Source organism: Bacillus thermotolerans (genome assembly GCF_000812025.2).
Lineage (GTDB): Bacteria > Bacillota > Bacilli > Bacillales > Domibacillaceae > Quasibacillus > Quasibacillus thermotolerans.
On the sequence record NZ_JWJE02000015.1, the window covers coordinates 51,835 to 72,585 of the forward strand.

General features: G+C 39.5%; 17 protein-coding genes and 1 pseudogene. 9 read left to right on the forward strand and 9 right to left on the reverse strand.

What is annotated here, in order from left to right; all coding sequences use genetic code 11:
* The first annotated feature begins 136 nt into the window (after positions 1-136).
* Both QY97_RS08030 and QY97_RS08035 read left to right on the forward strand, forming a co-directional pair.
* The gene (locus QY97_RS08030) at positions 137-1,891 is read left to right on the forward strand and encodes an SIR2 family protein (protein ID WP_039237220.1); all 1,755 of its coding nucleotides are present in this window, start codon (positions 137-139) and stop codon (positions 1,889-1,891) included.
* Positions 1,892-2,020: 129 nt separating this feature from the next.
* Complete coding sequence (locus QY97_RS08035) at positions 2,021-2,701, forward strand: phosphoribosylaminoimidazolesuccinocarboxamide synthase (RefSeq protein WP_039237271.1); 681 nt, start codon at positions 2,021-2,023, stop codon at positions 2,699-2,701.
* 343 nt (positions 2,702-3,044) lie between these two features.
* Here QY97_RS08035 and QY97_RS08040 read toward each other — a convergent pair whose 3' ends face one another.
* The 3 genes from QY97_RS08040 to drcA all read right to left on the reverse strand — a co-directional run bounded on the left by QY97_RS08040 (position 3,045) and on the right by drcA (position 7,259).
* On the reverse strand, positions 3,045-4,238 hold the full coding sequence (locus tag QY97_RS08040) for an ISL3 family transposase (RefSeq protein ID WP_039237222.1): 1,194 nt from the start codon (positions 4,236-4,238) through the stop codon (positions 3,045-3,047).
* Positions 4,239-4,579: 341 nt separating this feature from the next.
* On the reverse strand, positions 4,580-6,505 hold the full coding sequence (locus QY97_RS08045; protein WP_018705606.1) for an ABC transporter permease: 1,926 nt from the start codon (positions 6,503-6,505) through the stop codon (positions 4,580-4,582).
* Positions 6,492-7,259: a daptomycin efflux ABC transporter ATP-binding protein drcA gene (gene drcA, locus QY97_RS08050; RefSeq protein ID WP_039237228.1), complete on the reverse strand. Its 768-nt coding sequence runs from the start codon at positions 7,257-7,259 to the stop codon at positions 6,492-6,494. The genes QY97_RS08045 and drcA overlap by 14 nt, the downstream gene beginning before the upstream one ends.
* Positions 7,260-7,466: 207 nt before the next feature.
* On the opposite strand from drcA, the gene drcR reads away from it, so the two are divergent.
* Complete coding sequence (gene drcR / locus QY97_RS08055) at positions 7,467-8,138, forward strand: daptomycin efflux response regulator transcription factor drcR (protein WP_018705604.1); 672 nt, start codon at positions 7,467-7,469, stop codon at positions 8,136-8,138.
* Positions 8,135-9,160, forward strand: coding sequence for a daptomycin efflux sensor histidine kinase DrcS (gene drcS / locus QY97_RS08060; RefSeq protein WP_039237230.1), 1,026 nt, complete (start codon positions 8,135-8,137; stop codon positions 9,158-9,160). Before drcR ends, drcS begins: the two co-directional genes overlap by 4 nt.
* A gap of 848 nt (positions 9,161-10,008) precedes the next feature.
* Here the strand turns inward: drcS and QY97_RS08070 are convergent.
* Both QY97_RS08070 and QY97_RS08080 read right to left on the reverse strand, forming a co-directional pair.
* Positions 10,009-11,165, reverse strand: a protein-coding gene (locus QY97_RS08070) for an IS3 family transposase (RefSeq protein WP_099098546.1) whose coding sequence is annotated in 2 segments (ribosomal slippage) — positions 10,009-10,922 and positions 10,922-11,165 — 1,158 coding nt in all. Because the reading frame shifts where the segments join, the coding sequence is not laid out codon by codon here.
* A 135-nt stretch (positions 11,166-11,300) separates the two neighbouring features.
* Positions 11,301-12,263, reverse strand: a complete 963-nt coding sequence (locus tag QY97_RS08080; protein WP_039237233.1) for a VanZ family protein — start codon at positions 12,261-12,263, stop codon at positions 11,301-11,303.
* On the opposite strand from QY97_RS08080, the gene QY97_RS21125 reads away from it, so the two are divergent.
* On the forward strand, positions 12,231-12,401 hold the full coding sequence (locus QY97_RS21125; protein WP_373315257.1) for an IS3 family transposase: 171 nt from the start codon (positions 12,231-12,233) through the stop codon (positions 12,399-12,401). The two genes, QY97_RS08080 and QY97_RS21125, sit on opposite strands and share 33 nt — an antisense overlap.
* Before the next feature lie 371 nt (positions 12,402-12,772).
* Here the strand turns inward: QY97_RS21125 and QY97_RS08085 are convergent, their stop codons facing one another.
* The 3 genes from QY97_RS08085 to QY97_RS08095 all read right to left on the reverse strand — a co-directional run bounded on the left by QY97_RS08085 (position 12,773) and on the right by QY97_RS08095 (position 16,304).
* Positions 12,773-13,687, reverse strand: a complete 915-nt coding sequence (locus QY97_RS08085; RefSeq protein WP_039237235.1) for an NAD(P)/FAD-dependent oxidoreductase — start codon at positions 13,685-13,687, stop codon at positions 12,773-12,775.
* Positions 13,688-14,211: 524 nt separating this feature from the next.
* A complete protein-coding gene (locus QY97_RS08090; RefSeq protein WP_018705597.1) occupies positions 14,212-14,613 on the reverse strand; it encodes an RrF2 family transcriptional regulator in 402 nt (133 codons plus the stop codon).
* Positions 14,614-15,110: 497 nt separating this feature from the next.
* The gene (locus QY97_RS08095; RefSeq protein ID WP_039237222.1) at positions 15,111-16,304 is read right to left on the reverse strand and encodes an ISL3 family transposase; all 1,194 of its coding nucleotides are present in this window, start codon (positions 16,302-16,304) and stop codon (positions 15,111-15,113) included.
* Positions 16,305-16,434: 130 nt separating this feature from the next.
* Between QY97_RS08095 and QY97_RS08100 the strand changes: the two are divergent.
* A pseudogene (locus tag QY97_RS08100) lies at positions 16,435-17,319 on the forward strand (site-specific integrase); the annotation flags it as partial.
* Between the two features lie 56 nt (positions 17,320-17,375).
* Here QY97_RS08100 and QY97_RS08105 read toward each other — a convergent pair.
* Positions 17,376-18,257, reverse strand: a complete 882-nt coding sequence (locus QY97_RS08105) for a cation diffusion facilitator family transporter (protein WP_039237237.1) — start codon at positions 18,255-18,257, stop codon at positions 17,376-17,378.
* Positions 18,258-18,491: 234 nt separating this feature from the next.
* Here QY97_RS08105 and QY97_RS08110 point away from each other — a divergent pair, with 234 nt between their 5' ends.
* Genes QY97_RS08110 through rbsD form a run of 3 tightly spaced genes read left to right on the forward strand, consistent with a single transcriptional unit; the run spans position 18,492 to position 20,747 of the window.
* On the forward strand, positions 18,492-19,481 hold the full coding sequence (locus QY97_RS08110; RefSeq protein WP_039237277.1) for a LacI family DNA-binding transcriptional regulator: 990 nt from the start codon (positions 18,492-18,494) through the stop codon (positions 19,479-19,481).
* On the forward strand, positions 19,474-20,355 hold the full coding sequence (gene rbsK / locus QY97_RS08115; protein WP_039237240.1) for a ribokinase: 882 nt from the start codon (positions 19,474-19,476) through the stop codon (positions 20,353-20,355). Before QY97_RS08110 ends, rbsK begins: the two co-directional genes overlap by 8 nt.
* Complete coding sequence (gene rbsD, locus QY97_RS08120; protein WP_039237242.1) at positions 20,352-20,747, forward strand: D-ribose pyranase; 396 nt, start codon at positions 20,352-20,354, stop codon at positions 20,745-20,747. The genes rbsK and rbsD overlap by 4 nt, the downstream gene beginning before the upstream one ends.
* Positions 20,748-20,751 lie beyond the last annotated feature (4 nt).

The window sequence follows — 20,751 nt, forward strand, 5'->3', positions numbered from 1 at the left end:
CTGTATGGGAGAAGAGCATGTTCCATATATATACATATAGAAGCAGATTGAAACCGAATAGCCAGGGGAAAAGGTATATGATATTTGATATGCTTAAAGAGTGAACAATGATGCTTGTCTGGAAAGGTGGTACAGGATGAATGAACAGCTGACCTCATTAGCATTTTCCATGGAAGCGAATAAAGGTGTGTATGCGCTGCTTTTAGGATCGGGTATTTCGTATTCGGCAGGCATCCCTACCGGCAGAGGCATTTTGAGGGAGTTCTGTCGGCGGATTATGCAGATGAACGGGGAAAGTGAAAGTGACCCGATCAGCTGGTATGAGAAGAAATATGGCAAGCCTCCCCTGTATAATGAGGTGATTGCCTTGCTTGCGAAAACTCCGTCTGAACGTCAAGGATTATTAAAAGAGTTTTTCGAACCGACCATTGAAGAAGCAGAACAGAAGCAGAAAATCCCTACGGATGCTCATCATGCGATCGCCAAGCTTGTCCAGCGGGGCTATGTTAAGGTGATTGTGACGACAAACTTTGACCGTCTCTTGGAACATTCGCTTGACGAGCATAATGTACAGTATCAGACGCTGTATCATGATACAGACATTGAAGGAATGAAGCCGCTTGCTCATGCGGAATGCACGGTGCTCAAGGTGAACGGAGATTACCGGGATACCCGCTTTAAAAATGTAACGGATGAGCTGGATAACTTTACGGTGCCGCTTGCCCAGCTGCTGCGTCGTGTGTTTGATGAGTATGGCATGATTGTATCGGGGTGGTCTGCTGAATGGGATACCGCTCTTCGTGAGCTGATTAAGTCCGTTAAAGGGCGGCGCTATTCCTGGTACTGGCATGCTTTTGCCGAGCCGCTTACTCCTTATGCGGAGGAGCTGATCAGCTACCGGGATGCCAGCAAAATCATTGACTCTAAGGGAGCGGATCATTTTTTTACTGAGCTGTATGAGAATGTCATTCATGCGGCCAAGATCAAGCGGGAGAGTATGGAGAATACGCAGGTAAAGATGAAACGGCTGCAGCGGTACATTCAAAATGAACGGGATATTGAACTGAGGGAAATTGTAACTGAGCAGACGAGGAGTGTTGTAGCTCATCTGAGCAATCGGTACTATGCACAAAGAGCGCCGGTCGAATCCATACGAACGGAAGTACAAGTCACAGCCGAGAAAACCTGGTCGCTTGCTCTGTCGTCCGCCCTGCTAGCCTATTATGTTAAAACAACTGATCAGGAGAGACTGCTTTTGCAAACGGCTGAGCGGCTGACGGGCTCTAAGCATCATATCGGGGATGACTACCTGCTGTTTATTCAAGACCTGCCTCTTCACATTGTTTTTTACAGTATAGGTGTTGGGGCAGTCATGAAGGGAAATTATGTCCTGTTAAATAAACTATTTACAAAGCCAAGAGTGCAGGATCCTCACCGGCAGGATATTTCCTTCTTATCCTATGCTTCCTCGCATCCGCAGCTTGATATTCTGTTTAAGCTGGTATCTGAAGAGAAGACGGATGTCGCCTCTCCCGAAATGCTCTTCACTTATCCGTACGTGAAGAAAGTATTTATCGAGACAAGGCTGGCGTTTGATGAACAGGAGTTTAAACAATATTACGACCAGTTTGAATTATTGAGGGCCATTAAATGCCATTATCTTGGTGAGGCCTGTGATGAGAGCGGGCAATTTCTTTGTCACACAGATTACAAGCATTTGCTTCATTTCTTGAATGAAGGGGCCGAAACACAGGGGTGGCCGGCATTAACTATATGTGATGGCAGTCCGCAAGGTTTCCACCATGCTTTGACCAAATTGGTGAAAAGCCTGAAGAATATAGATGAAGCAAAGAGAAAAGAGCTGCTGAAGGCCTATACAGTAATTCAGTAAAGACAACTTGCTAAGCAAAGCAAGTTGTTATTTTTATGGAGAGAACAAAAAAATAATATTTTTATTAATTTTTCGAAAAAAATCATGCATAATAAAATAGTTGAAAAAATGATTGAAGGACTGATTCAGATGAAACTTATTTACACGGGCAAAACAAAAAATGTATATGAGCTAGAAGATGGAAATTATTTATTGAAATTCAAAGATGATGTGACAGGGGAAGACGGCGTCTTTGACCCGGGAGCTAATACGGTTGGATTAACGATTGAAGGAGCGGGCCGCGCCGGTCTTAAATTAACGAAATTTTTCTTTGAGAAGCTGAAGGAAGCTAATATTCCGACTCATTACGTGGATGCAGACATCGAAGAAGCAACTATGACGGTGAAGCCGGCAGAGGTATTTGGTGAAGGGGTAGAGGTTATTTGTCGTTACCGTGCTGTAGGCAGTTTCCTGCGCCGTTATGGCAAGTATGCGGAAGAAGGGCAGCCGCTTGATGCTTTCGTGGAGGTTACACTGAAGGATGACGAGCGCCAGGATCCGCCTATTTCTGAGGATGCGCTTGATATGCTGGGTATTCTTTCTAAGAATGAATACAAGGAATTAAAGGAATTAACACAAACGATTGCCGGGGTCGTGAAGGACGAGCTGGCGAAGAAAGAAATAGAACTGTATGACATTAAGTTTGAATTTGGCCGTTTGAAGGATGGGCAAATTGTATTAATTGATGAAATTTCCGGCGGAAATATGCGCGCCTACAAGCAAGGTGAGTATATTGAGCCGCTTCAGCTTGAGAGATTCATGCTTCAATAACAAAAAACAAGCTTCCCGCACATTGCTCAGCGGGAAGCTTATTTTTTATTATAGCTCTACTTTCACGGTGCCAGGTATAGAGCAATATCATTGATTTTAAAGGGTTTTTAGGAAGTATCAACTCTTATAGTATGATATAAAAAATTAAAATAATGGTCTCATTACCATATTCTGTGATGTTCACACAATTCCGGCAATAAGTTAGCGAGATTGATACTCAATCTAGAGTAGCTCCTTTGTCAGCTTGCAGACCACTAAGTGGGTAGAATGGAAGTGGTCAAGCGCTTTCCTTGACGGCTTCCATTCTAGCCACTACAATGCGGAAAGCTGATGAAGGGCATGGTTAAGCAACCTGATTTTTATAAGTTTTACCTGTACATTCCAAAAATACACGTAGTCGAAATCTTTCAAGGTTTCTGAAGCCAAAAGCACGTCTTTTGATGTTCTTAATCTTATGGTTTGTACCTTCAATCCGGCCATTCGTAAAAGGTGTAAGAAAATATTGTAAAATTTGTGCCTTCCAATTTTCTATCGTCTTGGCAACTTGATGAAATGAAGGAAATGGGCTGCTCCATGCGAGTTGAATCCATTCTTCTAAGAGTGAATCAGCTGTATCATAGTCATTCACTTGGTATATTTCTCTAAAGAGTTCTTTTAGAAAATAGGCATATGACAATTCTGAATGCTCTTTGAGCATCTCGTTTAATTGTTGTTTTTCATTAGCCGTTAACTTTTCAGGACCTTTCAAGAGTTTAAACCGTCCCTTTTTTAGTCCAGGAGTTTTCTTTCTAACTTGGTCAAGTGCATGTGTCACCTTTTGCACCACATGATATTTATCAATGACGATACAGGCCTCTGGGAATATAGATTTAACAGCTTTATGGAAGGGATCCGACATATCCATAACAACGGTATGAACGCATTTATCAGACAGAATCTTCTTGGCAAGTAAGATCTGAGTTGAACTATAACTCCGTTGATGTTCCATACCAAGCACACTCCCGGATTGGGTATCCATAAGAACTGTTTCATATCGGTGACCCTTTCGGACAGCGATCTCATCAAGGCTAAGGATTAATTCATTGTTTTCTAAAACACTTTCAAGAGTTTCTAAATGCTCCTTCTCTTTTTCTTTAGCAACGGAATAAAATATTCTTTCAACGGTTGTATAAGGTATTTTTTCCTTTCGACTCACTTCTTGGATAGTAGAGCCAATGCACATTTCGTACAGATATTCTCTGTACCGATTGGTCTGATGCTTATTAGGACTGATAGATTCAAATGTTTGTGAAAATACCTCATTACAGTTGTGACAACGGTATCTATACACTCTGACAAATAAGAAAAGGGGCTTACCTAATACGGACAAGTCACGAACCTTTCTTGTCCGCCAGTCATGGACATGACTAGAAAAAAAACCGCAGTAAGAACAGCGATCTTCTGTAGTATTTTTCTCAACATGTAACAAATTGCAATCTTCAAGAAACACTTGTTTAACAACTTCAAATTCTGGCAAATCTAGTGATACGGAAAACACTTTAGAACCTCCTGTTATGTTAAGTGACGCTAACATTATTGCCAGGAATTCGTGAGTGTTTTCCTTATTTTTTGGGTTAAATCACAAAATGTGGTGATGAATCAAAATAAATTAATGAAAGAATATGGCATCATTTCTGATATTACAGACTGAATTGTGTTTCTATTGGCGATACATTTTGTATAGGAGTTATCATTTTTGGTTGTTAGAAGATTTAAGGATGTTCAATTTGATCTTCAATAATATAATCGGTCTAGATTCCAGAGTAATGAGGATTTTTTTAACAAAGGAATACATGACAAAACACCCCCCGAACCGAACATTCGAGAGATGTTTCGCTCTTATTTGTTTACAATGCGATTGTACGTATTAACAGTTAATACGTAATAGACTGCATAGATGATAACAAAGAAGACTATAGCCATTAGAATAGGGAAGATAAGATTGATTCCAATGAGATTAGAAATAAAGTTGCTAGTAAAGTACAATGCCACACAACTGTGCAATATTCCTACGGTTAGTGGCAATCCAAACACAAATAATGACTGCCTTTTGATTGATTTACGTATATCCTTTTTATTGACACCGATTTTTCTAAGGATTTCATACTGTCCTTTCGCCTCATTCGCTTCTGTTAACTGTTTGAAATAAATGATACTTCCACTTGCCGCTAAAAATACAAGCCCCAAAAATCCAAAAATAAAAAGAGTAATTGCGTTTCCTTCTTTACCTTGCTTATACTCCGTATAAAATGATGAAGAAACTTGAAAATCGTTTCCAACCAGTTTATTTACTTTCTTTGATGTGGCTTGTGCCGTTACTTCATTTTCCACTTCATATACTTTATAAGTTAATGGAGCCTCTTTTTTGGCTATCTCAGCAAACATTTCGTTACTGACTACGAGAAAGAAATCGGGATAATCGAAAGGTAGCACATTACTTTCAACCATATGAACAAATGGCAGTTCGCTGCTTCCTTGAGGCAATTGAATCGTTATATTTTCTCCTTTAAAAACCGACTTCGTATATTCAGTAAACCTTGGCTGGATTACTGCTGCTTGATTTCTTGATAGTAAGACTGTTTCATCCTTATTTAAAGCATTCGCTGCTTTATTAAATGTACTTTCTGAGATTAATTGCACAGGATTTATGTCATAATCCAGTTGAAATGAGAGTATTCCTTTTACCTGAATGACGGGTATGTCTAGTTGGGCTTTTATTGGATGTCGATGATCTGCTTTTATTATTCTCTCCACCTGCGAATCAAATTCTGGACCTTTTGACAAATGCGAATAGCTGAACGGAACAACTTCCTCAGCTCTTTTTTCGTTGCTGTAATACCCACTGTAAGTTGCACCTAAGAAACAGATCGTTGCAGAACTCAACAATGCAATGACTGTAAAGGTACGTGCATTCCCTCTTATACGAAACAGTAAGCGAGATGTTTCAATTATTCTAGTTCCTCTGTAATAACGCGACTTATTTTTTTGTGATAATCTTAATAAATAGACCGTTACAGATCGAAAAAATAAATGGGTGCCAATGACGAGAGCAACAAAAGCAATACCATAATTTTTCATTAAATATTCCGTAGTAAATTCGTCAGGAAATGGTTTTAATATCAGCCAGTAACTAACGACAAGCAATATAACTCCGATAACAGCCGATATAAGTGAAACCTTTGGAATTTGTTCACCTTTTTTCTCATCATAGAATAATTCGATTAATGTAAAACGATAAATCAAACGGTAACCTTGAACGGAAGTGAATAAAATAATGACCATAAAGACTATGACTGTTTGGGTAATCGCTAGAATGGAAATACCGAAGTCCACCTCGGCAATTGAACCCATAAGTTTTATTAAAATCATTGCAAATAATTTGGAAAGTAAGGTTCCAAGAATAATTCCAATAACTATTGCAATGATTCCCATAATCAAATTTTCATAAAATAACATTTTTGCAATGGTTTTCTTGCGTAAACCAAGTATGGCGTACAATCCGACTTCTTTCTTCCTTTTTCTTGTGAAGAATGAATTGGAGTACAAAATAAAGATTGCTACGAATAAAATTAAGATAATTGATGATACCCCAAACATGAAACTCATTGTATCCGACAATTCAATGCTTTCCTGAATTTTTTCGCTATATTGCAAGGAAGTGAACGTATAATAAATAACCATGCTGAAGACGAGCGTAACAAAATAGACAAAATAATTATTGAAGTTACCTTTAATATTTTTCCTTGCTAAACTAAATAACGTCATTTGCTCCACCCCCCAGTGCGGATAGAACATCCAACACCTTGTTGAAAAATTCTTTGCGGGATCTTTTCCCTTTCACAAGTTCTGTGAAGATTTTACCGTCTTTAATAAATAGGACGCGATTACAATAACTTGCCGCATAAGCATCATGGGTAACCATTAAAATTGTTGCCTTGTCTTGTTCATTAAGATCCTTTAAACTTTCTAATAAGTCTGTTGCTGATTTCGAATCCAACGCACCTGTTGGTTCATCTGCCAATATTAGGTTTGGCTTTGAAATAATCGCGCGTGATGCTGCCGTGCGTTGCTTTTGTCCCCCAGAAATTTGATACGGGTACTTATTTAAAATGTCGCGAATGCCAAACTTATCTGCCACTTCATCTGCTCTTCGTTCCAATTCCTTAACGTTCAATTTTGCCAAGGCTAACGGCAAGATAATATTTTCTTTCACAGTTAGAGTATCTAATAAATTATAGTCTTGGAAAAGGAAACCAAGTTTGTCACGGCGAAAGGCAGATAATCGCTCTTCATTCATCTTTGTCAAATTGATTCCGTCAACCACGATGTCACCAGCAGTCGGCTCGTCAATTGTTGCCAATATATTTAGTAAAGTTGATTTACCAGCACCCGAGGGACCCATAATACCGACGAATTCACCTTCCATGACGGTTAAGTCTATATCCTCCAAAGCTGAAAATACATTTCCCTTTGCACCATAGACTTTTTTTATTTGTTTTGCTTCGACAATAGTTTTCATATTTAAATCCTCCATTCAGAGTTGTTTTGTTTTACGTTTTTATTTTACAATAGGTGCCCTTTATATAAACTTACAGCTTGATCTCGTAACCTTACATTTTCGTCACATTGATAAAAAATATGTTTAAACACGATATTTTCTTTGTATGTTGGTCGATATTCAATTAATATGATGTTAAAGAAGGATGATTGTTTGGAGGGAAGAGGAATGAAAATCATGATTGTGGAAGATGATTTGACCATTCGTGATATGGTAGGGGAAACATTAGAAAAGTGGGGTTTTGAAACCGTTAAGATCGAAGACTTTGACCAAATCATGCAGGTATTTCTTAATCATGATCCTCACCTAGTCATCATGGATATCAATTTGCCATCGTTTGACGGATTTTACTGGTGTAATAAAATCAGAGAAATTTCAAAGGTTCCTATGATCTTTCTCTCTTCCCGTGATACACCAATGGATATAGTGATGTCGATAAACATGGGAGGAGATGATTATATTCAAAAACCTTTCCATATGGATGTATTGATTGCAAAAATTAATGCACTCCTCCGCAGAACGTATTCCTACATGGAAACACAGTCTAAGACAATCGAACATGATGGAATTATATTAAACCTTGAGAACGGAGAGGCCTTACATGGAGATCGAAAGTCGGAACTCACGAAAACAGAATTTCTTATTTTGAAAATCCTGATGAAAAATAAAGGAACCATCGTCAGTCGTACGAAAATGATGCGCAGCCTTTGGAAGAATGAAAATTTCGTAGACGAAAATACATTGACGGTTAATATTGCTCGTCTGCGTAAAAAGCTTGCTGAACTTGGAAAAGAACACTTCATTATGACTAAGAAAGGACAAGGTTATATTATCCAATGAGTTTCTTTCAATATCTAAAAGATAAACGGAATTTCTTTATATTAAACGTGATCATTATGTTCTTTGTTTCTTTGATGACGATTGTGAGCACAGATTCCAGAAACACTGTAAGTAATATCGTATATACCAATGTGGTTATCTTTTTTATTGTAGCTATATACGTAATCATCGAATACTATTACAATAGAGAATTTTATCGGGAATTAAATGATTTGGTTGAAAGTAATCATGCAGAATTTCTCGCAACTCTGCCTAAACCGCGAAACGATGAACAACTGTTATATCTTGAGTTATTAAAAAAAGTAAATAGTGTGCATGGCGATCAATTACAAAAGTTGTATAACGAAAAAATGGATCATCAAGACTTTATTACATCTTGGATTCATGAAGTCAAGGTTCCGATTGCGGCAGGTCGCTTGCTTATGGAAAACAGTAATGGAAGAACTGTTGAATACCTTGTGGACAAGTTTGAAGATGAGTTGGATAGAATCGAAAATTACGTGGAGCAGGCTCTTTATTATTCTCGCATTGATTCTTTTTCCAAAGATTATTTTATTTCCGAGGTAGTGTTGGATCAAGTCGCTAAAAACAGTGTAAAGAAATTTGCCAAATCTTTTATTAACAAGCAAATTCGTTTTCATATGGACAATATTGAACAGGTTGTCCATACCGACAGTAAATGGCTTGGTTTTATTATGGATCAAGTTTTTTCAAATTCTTTAAAATATACAGGTGAAGGCGGGGAAATCTCCGTACAATTTGAGGAAGATCTAAAAGAAAAGCGGCTACAGATTCAAGATACAGGCATTGGAATTAAGCCAGAGGATATCAGCCGCGTATTTGAAAAAGGATTTACAGGATCTATTGGGAGAAGTCATACCAAATCTACCGGTTTAGGTCTCTACCTTGCAAAAGAAATGGCTCTTAAATTAGGACATGACCTTTCCATTCATTCAGAAGATGGGAAATATACGAAGGTCATCATCCACTTTCCAAAAATCAGAAATTATTATCATCTATAAGTATAATGGTGGGGTTAAAGAAATTGGTTAATCGGAAAATAGTATCAAATTAAAGGTGTTCAAGTAGAATAATGTTTATCGTAAGGCTTAAGAAATATTAAATAATATAGCCAATAGTAAGTGAATTAATTGATAAAAAAATAAGTACTTGAAAATAGCTATAACCAGGTTTTTATTATATTTTAATCGAACTTTTCAAATATGGTTTTATTAATACCACGATAAATCAACGTTATATGTCCTCTTTTTATCTCCAGTTCCAAGTATGGGAAATATTATCCATGGTTTTAACATGCATATGCAATGACTTTTGAAAATCAATTGAGGCTCAAACACTTTATTTAAGATTTTTATTTGGTTATATTTTTATGGGGTAATCGGAAAATAGTGTAGAAAGAGGGTTAAAAATAACCCTCCTCCATTGCTTTAGTCAGTGGTGAAAAGTCAGCACCATAGATTTCTTCATAAACCCATTCATAGCCTATTTGACCCCAATTCGGGAATTGATCAGGTAACAATTTTATGAAAGTAGCTTCAACTTCTTTGAATTTCTTTTTCTTTTGGGTATTCGGATTATAGTGTTGAAAAACCCTATTAAATAAATTAATATTCATAGCACTGTAAATCGTATAATTGGATCTACGCCAATATTCTGGACACAAAATAGATGGTGGATTGGACAGAGCTCCATTTCATAAGAGTGGGTTGGTCTATGTCGCTTGACATGGAGCCTCTATGGGCATGGGTGTCTTGCGAAGGGCGAAAGGGTCAAACAATCCTTTCGCAGGCGGACGAGCCTAACATGCCCCCCTCCATGTAAAGCGCCGTGCTCAGACATGATGCAGTGACTAAGCCGCCACCCGGATTTCATCTTCAACCTGTTGTGGGGTCTTATATTGAAGGCTGCCATGCATTCGCTTTCGATTATACCAGCCTTCAATGTATTGGAAGAGATGAATCTTTGCAGAGGCGTAATCCAGATAAGTTACGTGATGTATTTCTTCCTTCTTCAAAATAGCATGGAAGGATTCAATACAGGCGTTATCGTACGGGCAGCCCTTTCGACTGAATGATTGTCTGATCTTTTTTGACTCAGCCTCTTCCATGAAAGCCTCACTCGTATATTGGGAACCCAAGTCACTGTGCAGAATTAACTCCTCTGGTGGTAGCTGCGTGGCATAGGCGTTATCCAATGCTTTAATCACCAGGTCTGTTGTCATTGTACAAGAAAAGGAATAGCCTACGATTTTCTTTGAATGCAGGTCCATCACAGAAGCAAGGTAGCACCAGCCATCCTTTAATGTATGGATATACGTAATATCGGCCACCCATTTTTCATTGATGGTGGTCGTAGAAAAGTCCCTGGCCAGGATATTCTCGCGTTCGATAACTGTTTCTTTGCTTGGTGTTGGCCGATATTTTTTAATGACGATGGAACGGATGCCCTCTTTTTTCATCAGTCTCTGTACACGTTTCAGACTTACTCTATATCCTTCCGCACAGAGATATTGGTGAATTTTTGGGGCTCCATAACGCCCTTTGCTTTCTTCGTGGATCTCTTTGATCCTTTTTGTCAGCTCCTTGTTTTCCCGCTCACGCTTGGATTCGGTTTCTTGGAGTGTTAGGTAGTAGGAGCTTCGCGGCAATTCCAAGACTTCGCACATAGTTTGGATGGGATGTTGGTCTTTATGTTGATCAATCACGGAAGCTACTGCAGATTGGCTTACCTTTTCGCGAATATGGCCATAGCCTTTTTTAAGATTTCATTTTCTTCCTGCAGCCGGCGAAGCTCCTTTTGAATCTTGGTATAGTCATCCGCCGTTGCCACGGTTCCATCTTCAAATTTGACGGGAGAAAACTTTTTGACCCAATTATAAATGGAGACATCAGATACGCCATATTCGCTGGTTAATTGCTTGACTGGAGTGCCAGATTGATATAATTCCACAACCATCCTTTTGAAATCTTCATTAAATTTATTTTGGTTTTTATTATGGCCTTTCATTGGACACACCTCTTCTTAATCTTATTCCTCAAAAATTATGAAACTAACTAGGATGTGTCCATGAAAATATACTAGCACCACATGTTTGGGGTGGGAAAAAGAAAAAAGACCATTATCTTGAACAAAACGTTTGGATCATTTCCAGAAATATTTCATTTCTCTAAACCCTACATCCCAAAGCTTTTCATTCCCCTTAACGATTATCGTAATCTTACTTGCACGTTCAAGTGGAATTTCAAACATTTGTGGAAACAATTCCGGATAATTCAGTTGCTCCGTTCCAGAGCCGGATAATACCTCACGACCATCGACTAAAACTCGTATACTTCCATCACTATCCATTAAGTCCGGTATTCCATAATAAAATGAAAAAATAATCTCCTTCTTGGACGTATAAGTGTAGGTTTCACTTCCTTTGCCTTTGGCGCCAAATATATTATATCCAGGTTCGACGTTTTGACCGCTAACTTTAAAGCTGTACGGTTTTGTTCCCGCTGTTGTATGCCCGGAACTATTTTTCAGTTCATTTAAAGCTATAAAGGGACCCTCTGCTTTGGTGAACGTTTTCTCCACAATTCCGCAAATTGCTAATACCCCGATTAGAATAACAATACACGTGATACCGGTAATAGCCATATTTAGCCAAAAGTTTTTTGTTCGATACCCTAGTTTGTACGCTCCGAATCCGATGCTTGCGCCTAGAGAGTTTTGAATGGCATCGTTAATATCAAAGCTTCCGAGCAAAGTTAGTGCCTGTATGGTTTCGATCACGAGAATAGACAGGAAGAACAATGAAAAGAAACGAATAAACTTCACACGGAATAACAATGGAATCAATATGCCGAATGGAATAAAGGCTGCCACATTTCCTAGATCTACGAAATCCATCAGAGTAGGATGCAGAAAATCAGAAATCTTTGGCAAATGGTAGAACTCAATCGGAAAAAAAATAAAGGTGACCCCAGTCGTGCTTGCAGATGCACCTATTCTGCCGAAAGCGAAAAAAATAAAATATAGTATCAAAATAGTATAAAGAATAGTTACGGTAAAAATAACTGTACTTTTTTGTGGCAATGTTATTTTGCCCTTGGCAGTCATATAAAAACACCTCCTGAAACAGTGTATCAAAAGTCATGTTTAAAATACATGATTTACTATAACCGTTACAGATATCAATGGAACCTAAAAAAGATGACCCCTATTCAATACAGAGATCACCTTCTTAAGTCTGCCTAGCTTTTTTATGATTGTCCTTTACAAAGGGTACAGTTTAAAGAAGGAATGGCTCCTTTTTTGTGGAAATAATCGCACCTCTGGTTGTCTATCCGCTTCGTGGACAGGATTATCCTCCACACCGACTAAATATTTTTATGGTCAATTCCACAAATTTATTGACAGACCTGTTTTAGGACCATTTTGCACAGTGGCAAATCGTGCAGGAGTGACCCTGCCACCTTTTCTAAAGAGTTGATTCATAAATGGTAATGAGGAGTATTTCATAGTACTGGAATCACTTTCTTCAAGTAGCTTGGCCTTATAAAAGTGTCTTTTACAAAGGGTACATTATAAATTTAAAGTCCTCTTTATAAATATATTTAGAATTTGAATCAAACGTTGTTCTTATGCCATTCTTCTCGATTTAATTCTCCGTTTATTGCGGCTGCGGATACAGCTCCTGAAGCAGCTGCAACAATAGATTGGTGCAAGTGTGTAGTTGCATCCCCAGCTGCATAAACACCAGGTACACTTGTTTTTCCAAACTCATCGACTTCAATTATTCCAGTATCCAACATCCGGCAACCAAGTGCGACAGGTAATTCCGATCCAAGTACCAATTCTGCCTTGAAGAAAATTCCTGTGCATGGAATTTCTGTTCCATCCTCAAGCTTAACATGCCTTACCATGCCTTGATTTGATTGGATGGAATGAATTGGTGAATGAAATAACGGGATATTATGCGCACGCAATTCTTCACGTTCTGCTTCACTCAATTCATTGGGACCATTTGTACAAACTACAAACTGCTTTGTCCACCCGTAAAGCAATGGGACAAAATGCATTAGCGCTGCTCCTCTGTTTATGACAACTAATTGCTGATCTCTTAGTTCCCAGCCATCACAATACGGGCATACAAATGCGCTCTTACCATAGACCTCCGCCAACCCTGGTATGCCAAAATCGCGATCCTTCATTCCGATAGCAAACAACAGTTTTCTAGTGGCTATCTTCAACCCTGAAGCAGTTTCCAACAAAAATTGACCATCTTCACCTTCTATCAACTCGATAGTATCTTCCAAATGTGAAACTGACGGATAAGTGTGAAGCTGCGATTTAGCAATATTTCTAAATTCATGTGGGCTAATGCCATCACGTGTTAAAAAGGCATGAGCCTCTCTAGTCACTGCATTACGCGGTTGCCCCTCATCGATAATCAACGTCTTCTTCCTAGCACGTCCTAGTATAAGTCCAGCGCTTAAACCAGCAGGACCTCCTCCAATAATAACAACATCAACTTCCTTCATGATTAACTCCCTTCCTCTTATTAGTTTAACTTTCCAAATATGTATACGCCCAATAATTACTCTGTACATCTCATATGTAGTTAAGACCTAACCAGTACTACTGAAATACTGTATTCTCACTCTGCTACGATGTTACATGTTGGCATCACCTCCTTACATAAGAACTTATCCACTAGCTCATTCGACTTTTAAATAATTTGCACATCTTTGAAACATCATCGATAGGCGCTGATTTTACTCTGTATATAGATTTTTCAGTCATAAATCCCTAGTAAAATTCGATGACAGTCAGCGAAATGAATATGCAGACTACGTACAGAAACTCTTCCTTAACTTTCGATCTCTTTCCTATAATCTTCCGGGGACATCGTTTCACAATACCGGATTAAAAATCGCTGTATCTTGAATCAACTTATACGGTCCTTTTATACATGTTCATTTTTGGATTCTCCTAATTTTTTATTATAATTTCATTAAAGACTATAGAGACACTTATTATCTATAATTGGTTGAAAGAATATGTGCTAGAAAACGATGTTCATTTCCCGCACAAGATCGGACATTTTTTTATTTCTCAAATGCTCTTCCATTTTTTCCTCTGCTTCCAATACTACTCTTTGAATCGGACAATCTGGTCCGTGATCGAAACTACAATCAAACAAAGAGGCAGATCCCTCAATCGCATGAATAATGTCAAGAAACGAAATATCCTCCCAATTTCGTTTCAGTCTGTATCCACCATTCACTCCTGTTATGGATTCAATCATACCAGCCTTTACTAGCTTGGTCAGTATCTTGGACAGATAAGTTGGTGACACCTTTTGCTTCTCAGCAAGCAGCTGAACGCCCACAGGTTTATCCGGAGTCGCTGCAGTAAGAAAAAGCATCGTATGTAGAGCATAATCTGTAGCCTTTGAAAACTTCATTCATCATCACCCTAATTAAGGATTTTATTTATCTATAATAACTTGAATGTTGTTAAACTCCAAGTATAATGCATGGGCTATTATATTATAGCAGCTAGTCGAACTTCTTGAAAATGCTCTAATCGTGACTATAAAACCCCATTTCTCTCGTTATGAATGGTAATGCTTCTCTTATATATTATTATGTAGACACATTACTACGATATTGTCAATCTATGCCCCCAACTTAATATAACAGCTTATAACCTATCCTTCTTTCTAATAATAGCTTGTAGAAAAATTCTTTTAGTTCTTTTTTATAATTATTTAGTCTCATTACCATATTCTGTGATGTTCACACAATTCCGGCAATAAGTTAGCGAGATTGATACTCAATCTAGAGTAGCTCCTTTGTCAGCTTGCAGACCACTAAGTGGGTAGAATGGAAGTGGTCAAGCGCTTTCCTTGACGGCTTCCATTCTAGCCACTACAATGCGGAAAGCTGATGAAGGGCATGGTTAAGCAACCTGATTTTTATAAGTTTTACCTGTACATTCCAAAAATACACGTAGTCGAAATCTTTCAAGGTTTCTGAAGCCAAAAGCACGTCTTTTGATGTTCTTAATCTTATGGTTTGTACCTTCAATCCGGCCATTCGTAAAAGGTGTAAGAAAATATTGTAAAATTTGTGCCTTCCAATTTTCTATCGTCTTGGCAACTTGATGAAATGAAGGAAATGGGCTGCTCCATGCGAGTTGAATCCATTCTTCTAAGAGTGAATCAGCTGTATCATAGTCATTCACTTGGTATATTTCTCTAAAGAGTTCTTTTAGAAAATAGGCATATGACAATTCTGAATGCTCTTTGAGCATCTCGTTTAATTGTTGTTTTTCATTAGCCGTTAACTTTTCAGGACCTTTCAAGAGTTTAAACCGTCCCTTTTTTAGTCCAGGAGTTTTCTTTCTAACTTGGTCAAGTGCATGTGTCACCTTTTGCACCACATGATATTTATCAATGACGATACAGGCCTCTGGGAATATAGATTTAACAGCTTTATGGAAGGGATCCGACATATCCATAACAACGGTATGAACGCATTTATCAGACAGAATCTTCTTGGCAAGTAAGATCTGAGTTGAACTATAACTCCGTTGATGTTCCATACCAAGCACACTCCCGGATTGGGTATCCATAAGAACTGTTTCATATCGGTGACCCTTTCGGACAGCGATCTCATCAAGGCTAAGGATTAATTCATTGTTTTCTAAAACACTTTCAAGAGTTTCTAAATGCTCCTTCTCTTTTTCTTTAGCAACGGAATAAAATATTCTTTCAACGGTTGTATAAGGTATTTTTTCCTTTCGACTCACTTCTTGGATAGTAGAGCCAATGCACATTTCGTACAGATATTCTCTGTACCGATTGGTCTGATGCTTATTAGGACTGATAGATTCAAATGTTTGTGAAAATACCTCATTACAGTTGTGACAACGGTATCTATACACTCTGACAAATAAGAAAAGGGGCTTACCTAATACGGACAAGTCACGAACCTTTCTTGTCCGCCAGTCATGGACATGACTAGAAAAAAAACCGCAGTAAGAACAGCGATCTTCTGTAGTATTTTTCTCAACATGTAACAAATTGCAATCTTCAAGAAACACTTGTTTAACAACTTCAAATTCTGGCAAATCTAGTGATACGGAAAACACTTTAGAACCTCCTGTTATGTTAAGTGACGCTAACATTATTGCCAGGAATTCGTGAGTGTTTTCCTTATTTTTTGGGTTAAATCACAAAATGTGGTGATGAATCTTTTTTAATAACTTAATCACAACAGAAATTACCCCGATTCATGTTCAAAAATGGCAATTAGCGTTATCTAAAAAGAAGTATCGTTCTTCTTATATTAGAAATGTTCAAGGGTTGTTTTCTATGGCAATGGATCGAGCTGTTGTTTTAGGGTTAGCTGAAAATAATCCATCAAAAATTGTAGGTAATGTGAAGAAAACAAAGACAAAAATAGACTTTTGGACAAAAGAGGAATTTGAAAAAGTCATCTCTCTTTTCTATAAAGAAGATTATTATCAACATTTTTTATTTATTTCATTGTGGTTTTTATTTATGACAGGCATGCGAATTGGAGAAGCCACTGCGGTTCAATGGGAAGATATTGACTTTGACAAAGGTCTGTTATATATCGATAAAACACTTTACTATAAGAATTTGGATAATTATTCTTTTGTAGAACCAAAAACAAAGGCTAGTGTTCGTCATATTGCATTAGATGGAGATACATTAACGTTACTCCGCGAATGGAAGGACGTGCAGCAATCTGTCGTTCAAACCAATTTTGTAATGAGCTATAATGGTATCCCCACACAAAAGCATACGTTAGCGAATGCCATTACACGTTTTTCAAAAAAAGCTGGGGTTCATCGAATTAGATTACATGCTTTAAGACATTCTCACGCTTCTTTGCTTATTAGTATGGGCGAAAACCCATTAATCATTAAAGACCGCCTAGGGCATGAAGATATTGAAACGACACTTGGCACCTACGGACATTTGTATCCAAACAGTAACTTTGAAGTAGCCTATAAATTAGAAGGTATTATGTCTTACCAAACAGCAACAGAAAATGAAGATACTTCACCCAAGAATCAATTCACTGCTCGTTACCTACGTAAAGGTTTAAAAACAAATAATGCAATAACAATGCAATGAAAATAGAGTAAAGAGCCGAAACCCTTGTAAACAAAGGGGTTTCAGCTCTCCTTCTACTACTCCCACTCTGTGGTCCCAGGCTCGATATGAATATTTGCTTCTTGGACATTATAATTCTCTAGTAAAAGGTCTTCGATACCTTCTGTAATGAAATGGCTGTCGATTACATTTAAATAAGGGTGAACGGTAATAGTTACATCAACCAGTACAAAGTTGCCATGCATGCGAGCTTTCACACTGCGCACCTGCTGTACCTCGGGAATCTTTGCAATCGCCTCGTGCATTTCTTCGAGTAATTCCTCGTCAAAGCCATCCGTTAAGGCATGCGTTGCTTGTGTGAAAATATCCCATGCCGTTTTAATGATGATGAGACCAACAATCAGAGCGGTCAGAAGGTCCAGCCATCCTAGACCAAATTGCGAGCCGGTAATGCCAACAAAGGCACCTACGCTGACCAGCGCATCGGAACGGTTATCCTGGGCGGCAGCAATAATAGACTGGCTTTTGATCCGTCTGCCTAGACGGAGATTATACCGGTAAACTATATACATAACGCCGGCACTGAACAAGGCCGTCCAGGCTGTCAGCATATGAGGTGTTTCTTCAGCTGAGGAAAAGAAGGACTGGACAGCTTCCAGGAGAACCTGCAGACCTACCGCAAACATAATAAAAGAAGCAATCAATGAAGCGATCGTTTCAGCGCGGAAGTGGCCGTACTGATGATCCTTGTCAGGCGGCTTCCGAGCAATCTTCAACCCAATCAATATAGCAACAGACGCTAATATATCTGTAAAGTTATTCAGCCCGTCCGCCTGCAAGGCCTTTGAGTGGCCAATGTAGCCGACTGTAATCTTTAAAAAAGCAAGGAAAATATAAGCAGCAATGCTTAGCCATGCACCCTTTTCTCCTTGTTGCAGTGTTTCGTATTGTTCGTCCATGCTTACGGCACCGCCTATCACGTTTTTTACATAATTTAAGCATATCAGTAAGAATTTGAGTAAGTCCAGAGCAACAGGATTGCCATGGGCAAACATTCATGTAGTTAGAAAACTAAAAGGATAAATGTGTTAACACAAATTGAATTTATGCCTCAAAATATGATTGAAATTGCCGTTTTTGTGTGTTATATTGTGAGGGATTTATGTAAAGGGTTACACAAAAGGGGAAAAATGATGATTACAATAAAAGACGTCGCTCAAGAAGCGGGTGTGTCTGTAGCGACAGTTTCCCGCGTATTGAATAAAAAAGGATATGTGCACGAAGAAACGCTAGCGAAGGTTCAGCAGGCGATCAATAAGCTGAATTACACGCCAAATGAAGTGGCACGATCGCTGTTCAAAAGAGATTCGAAGCTTGTCGGTCTGCTTTTACCGGATATTACGAACCCTTTTTTCCCGGAGCTGGCCCGCGGGGTAGAGGATGAGCTTCAGCAGCAGGGATTTCGTCTTCTGTTTGGAAATAGTGATGAAAACCCTGAAAAGGCAAAGGGTTATGTCGATGCTTTTTTGCAAAATCAGGTAGCTGGATTGATTTCGGCCACGCAAACCTTTCATGAATTAAATGGTCAATCTGTAAACATCCCGACGGTAGCGCTTGATCGTGCGCATGAGAAGCCATACGCCGTCTACACGGATAGCGAGGAAGGAGGCCGTATGGCTGCTCGTGAGCTGATTCAGCGGGGCAGCCGCAAAATTGCTGTGCTGAAAGGGCCGTCCCACATTTCGCCTGTACTTGAGCGTTTTCTTGGAGCAGTGGAGGTGCTGGCAGATACTGAGGCAGACTTTCATGTCATCAGCTTGACTTCTTTAAGTGATGAAGAGGCGGGAAAACGGACGAAAGAGCTCTTCAGCCAGTTTCCCTCTGTGGATGGGATCATCGCCAGCAATGACATGACAGCTATTGCCGTACTGCGTGAAGCCATGCGTGCGGGAAAGTCAGTCCCGGAGGATGTACAAGTCATTGGCTTCGATGATATGCCGCTTAGCCGGCTTGTCTTTCCAGCCTTATCTACTATCCGGCAGCCGGCCTATGAAATGGGCAGTAAGGCAGCTCAGCTTTTATTAAAGTTAATTAGGAAAGAGCCTGTGACGGAGAAGCACATTCAGCTGCCTGTCACATTTATTGAAAGAGACACAACAAGAAAGGTGAAGAGAGATGGTTAAAGTAACAGTAGTGGGCAGCTGTTCTATGGATTTAGTTGTTACCTCGCCGAAGCGGCCGCAGGCAGGAGAAACCGTACTTGGCAGTTCTTTTAAGACGGTTCCCGGCGGCAAAGGAGCCAACCAGGCGGTCGCTGCTTCTAGACTTGGGGCTGATGTCTTTATGATTGGCTGTGTAGGCAGCGACCATTATGGCAAGGAAATTATAGATAACTTAAGAAAGAATGGCGTCAAAACCGACTATGTGAAACCGGTTGCCGATTTGGAGAGCGGCACAGCTCATATTGTGCTGGCAGAGGGTGATAACAGCATTATTGTGGTTAAAGGTGCAAACGATGCGGTCACTCCAGCCTATGTAGAGGGGGCTAAAGCAGCGATTGAACAAGCGGATATCGTCCTGATTCAGCAGGAAACACCAGAGGAAACGGTGCTGTATACGGCAGATCTTTGTGCCAAAGCAGGAGTACCGCTGGTAGTTAATCCAGCGCCGGCCCGTCCGGTTCATGAACGGATTATTGAACAGGCAGCCTACTTGACACCAAATGAACATGAAGCGGCTTATTTGTTCCCGACACTGAGACAGGAAGAAGCCTTGAAGAAGTACCCGGAGAAACTCCTTATTACAGAAGGAGCTCAAGGAGTCCGATATTACGACGGAAACCAGGAAGTGCTCGTGCCTTCTTACCGGGTAGAGGCAGTCGATACAACAGGAGCGGGTGATACCTTTAACGCGGCATTTGCTGTTGCTGCAGCAGAAGGGAAAGGCCTAGAAGAGAGCTTGCGTTTTGCAAACAGAGCCGCTTCACTATCTGTAACGAAATTTGGCGCGCAAGGTGGCATGCCTTCACGCAAGGAAGTGGAGGAGCATTTGTCATGAAAAAGCACGGCATGTTGAACAGCCATATCACGAAAGTGTTAACGGATCTTGGACACACGGATATGATCGTCATTGCTGATGCGGGTCTTCCGGTGCCAGACGGTGTGCTGAAAATTGATCTGGCTTTGACGCTGGGCAAACCGAGCTTTCAGGAGACAGTAGAGGCAATCGCTGCCGATATGATGATTGAGAAAATCACACTGGCGAAAGAAATAGACGAAGCGAATCAGCCAGCTTCTGCTTTTATGGAAGCTTTCTTTTCATCCATCAATATGGAACGGGTTACACACGAAGAACTAAAAGAGATGACGAAGCAGGCGAAGGCTGTAATAAGAACAGGGGAAGCAACTCCGTATGCAAACTGCATTTTGCACGCCGGAGTGATTTTCTAGAGAG

Excerpts from the sequence above, each read along its gene's own strand:
- QY97_RS08030 (WP_039237220.1), top strand. The coding sequence starts at position 137 with ATGAATGAACAGCTGACCTCATTAGCATTTTCCATGGAAGCGAATAAA.
- QY97_RS08035 (WP_039237271.1), top strand. The coding sequence starts at position 2,021 with ATGAAACTTATTTACACGGGCAAAACAAAAAATGTATATGAGCTAGAA.
- QY97_RS08045 (WP_018705606.1), bottom strand. The coding sequence starts at position 6,505 with ATGACGTTATTTAGTTTAGCAAGGAAAAATATTAAAGGTAACTTCAAT.
- drcA (WP_039237228.1), bottom strand. The coding sequence starts at position 7,259 with ATGAAAACTATTGTCGAAGCAAAACAAATAAAAAAAGTCTATGGTGCA.
- drcR (WP_018705604.1), top strand. The coding sequence starts at position 7,467 with ATGAAAATCATGATTGTGGAAGATGATTTGACCATTCGTGATATGGTA.
- drcS (WP_039237230.1), top strand. The coding sequence starts at position 8,135 with ATGAGTTTCTTTCAATATCTAAAAGATAAACGGAATTTCTTTATATTA.
- QY97_RS08080 (WP_039237233.1), bottom strand. The coding sequence starts at position 12,263 with ATGACTGCCAAGGGCAAAATAACATTGCCACAAAAAAGTACAGTTATT.
- QY97_RS08085 (WP_039237235.1), bottom strand. The coding sequence starts at position 13,687 with ATGAAGGAAGTTGATGTTGTTATTATTGGAGGAGGTCCTGCTGGTTTA.
- QY97_RS08090 (WP_018705597.1), bottom strand. The coding sequence starts at position 14,613 with ATGAAGTTTTCAAAGGCTACAGATTATGCTCTACATACGATGCTTTTT.
- QY97_RS08105 (WP_039237237.1), bottom strand. The coding sequence starts at position 18,257 with ATGGACGAACAATACGAAACACTGCAACAAGGAGAAAAGGGTGCATGG.
- QY97_RS08110 (WP_039237277.1), top strand. The coding sequence starts at position 18,492 with ATGATTACAATAAAAGACGTCGCTCAAGAAGCGGGTGTGTCTGTAGCG.
- rbsK (WP_039237240.1), top strand. The coding sequence starts at position 19,474 with ATGGTTAAAGTAACAGTAGTGGGCAGCTGTTCTATGGATTTAGTTGTT.
- rbsD (WP_039237242.1), top strand. The coding sequence starts at position 20,352 with ATGAAAAAGCACGGCATGTTGAACAGCCATATCACGAAAGTGTTAACG.